This window comes from Staphylococcus sp. ZWU0021 (genome assembly GCF_000798895.1).
Taxonomy (GTDB): domain Bacteria; phylum Bacillota; class Bacilli; order Staphylococcales; family Staphylococcaceae; genus Staphylococcus; species Staphylococcus saprophyticus.
Window position 1 is genome coordinate 11,668 of record NZ_JTLN01000002.1, and the last position, 938, is coordinate 12,605.

Annotated in this window: 9 tRNA genes; all 9 read right to left on the bottom strand. The window is 49.8% G+C overall.

Features of this window, described 5'->3' with window-relative positions:
- Window positions 1–5: 5 nt before the first annotated feature.
- A tRNA-Gly gene (locus L987_RS00120) sits at window positions 6–79 on the bottom strand.
- A 13-nt stretch (window positions 80–92) separates the two neighbouring features.
- A tRNA-His gene (locus L987_RS00125) sits at window positions 93–168 on the bottom strand.
- Window positions 169–190: 22 nt separating this feature from the next.
- A tRNA-Phe gene (locus L987_RS00130) sits at window positions 191–263 on the bottom strand.
- A gap of 8 nt (window positions 264–271) precedes the next feature.
- Window positions 272–347 (bottom strand) — tRNA-Asp (locus L987_RS00135).
- A 9-nt stretch (window positions 348–356) separates the two neighbouring features.
- Window positions 357–430: transfer RNA gene (locus L987_RS00140), tRNA-Met, on the bottom strand.
- A 13-nt stretch (window positions 431–443) separates the two neighbouring features.
- Window positions 444–536: transfer RNA gene (locus L987_RS00145), tRNA-Ser, on the bottom strand.
- A gap of 44 nt (window positions 537–580) precedes the next feature.
- Window positions 581–673 (bottom strand) — tRNA-Ser (locus L987_RS00150).
- A 9-nt stretch (window positions 674–682) separates the two neighbouring features.
- A tRNA-Ile gene (locus L987_RS00155) sits at window positions 683–756 on the bottom strand.
- A 27-nt stretch (window positions 757–783) separates the two neighbouring features.
- A tRNA-Met gene (locus tag L987_RS00160) sits at window positions 784–857 on the bottom strand.
- Window positions 858–938: the final 81 nt, after the last annotated feature.

Here is a 938-nt window from a genome sequence, read left to right on the forward strand (position 1 = left end):
TAAAATGGAGCGGGTGATGGGAATCGAACCCACAACATCAGCTTGGAAGGCTGAGGTTTTGCCATTAAACTACACCCGCACTTTAACGATTATGGGGCGGATGATGGGAATCGAACCCACGAGTGTCGGAACCACAATCCGATGCGTTAACCACTTCGCCACAACCGCCAAAGTATAAACTTTAAAAGAATGGTTCAGGACAGAGTCGAACTGCCGACACATGGAGCTTCAATCCATTGCTCTACCAACTGAGCTACTGAACCATAATAAATGGCGGTCCCGATGGGATTCGAACCCACGATCTCCTGCGTGACAGGCAGGCGTGTTAACCGCTACACTACGGGACCTTTTAAAAATTGCGGGAGGCGGATTTGAACCACCGACCTTCGGGTTATGAGCCCGACGAGCTACCGAACTGCTCCATCCCGCGTTAATAATATAAATGGCGGAGGAAGAGGGATTCGAACCCCCGCGAGCCGTTAAGCTCCTGTCGGTTTTCAAGACCGATCCCTTCAGCCGGACTTGGGTATTCCTCCACAAATATTAGCTAAAAATAAATTATATTCAATTATTATAAAGATGGCGGAGGAAGAGGGATTCGAACCCCCGCGGGCCGTTAAGCCCCTGTCGGTTTTCAAGACCGATCCCTTCAGCCGGACTTGGGTATTCCTCCAAAATTATATGGACCTTGCAGGACTCGAACCTGCGACCGAACGGTTATGAGCCGTTAGCTCTAACCAACTGAGCTAAAGGTCCTAAATATAATTTACAACTAATAATTAGTGGCGGTGGAGGGGATCGAACCCCCGACCTCACGGGTATGAACCGTACGCTCTAGCCAGCTGAGCTACACCGCCGTTGTATTTTAGTTTGTATTAAATATGGTGGAGACTAGCGGGATCGAACCGCTGACCTCCTGCGTGCAAAGCAGGCGCTCT